The organism is Halomicrobium sp. HArcel3 (assembly GCF_058933135.1).
Map to the genome: position 1 here is coordinate 1 of NZ_JBZYDN010000019.1, position 802 is coordinate 802.

An 802-nucleotide genomic window follows, 5' to 3' on the forward strand; every position below is an offset into this window, starting at 1 on the left:
TCGCCCTTTCAGTCTGCTCTGTAGGATCGCTAGACGGCAGGGCCGCGACTACGCTATATCGGTAGAATGCGAAGAGACGGGTGAATGTGTTCCGAGATCCGTCTCTTCACTCGTGAATCGGTGGCCAGAGCAAAAGAAGTTGTCGCGAACCCTGCCGAAGCTGCCGATCCGGCGGGAGGCGGCAGCTACGCCGACTGGGCGATGCTGACGGTGAATGCCCTCCGGATCGAACTGGGCAAATCCTACCGCGGGACGTGTGATTTGCTCGCGGAGATGCCCGGCATTCTGGCCGAGATAGGTCTCTCGCAGGTTCCACATTTCACGTCAGTTCACGCGTGGTTCGTGAAGATCCCGATCGAGCGCTGGCGGGCGTTTCTGGACGTCTCCGCCCGCCACCGCAGCGGCCACGCCGCCATCGACGCGACGGGGTTCGACCGCGATCAGCCCAGCCGCCACTACGCCCAGCGCGCCCACTACCACCTGCGCGCGCTGAAAGTGACCGCGCTCGTCGACGTCGAAACCCTCTACATCACGGATATCCACGCTGCGGCGGGCAAACCCTCTGATTTCCGGACCGGCCCGCAGGTCGTCCGCCGCAACGCGGACGACCTGCGGAGCCTCGCCGCTGACTCGGGCTACGATTCGATGGCGTTTCGTGCTGAACTCCGCGAACACGGCATCCGGCCGCTAATCAAACACCGGATCTTGGCGCCGTTCGACCACGCGCACAACGGCCGCATGGACACCGACGCGTACAACCAGCGCTGGATGTCCGAAACTGTCTTTTCCAGCATCAAACGCA

At 63.2% G+C, this 802-nt stretch carries 1 protein-coding gene; it reads left to right on the top strand.

Annotated features, from left to right (window positions below; all coding sequences use genetic code 11):
* Positions 1–84 precede the first annotated feature (84 nt).
* Positions 85–802 (top strand): IS5 family transposase (locus AC5FRV_RS20805; protein ID WP_493563000.1); only part of this gene is annotated, 718 nt, incomplete at its 3' end.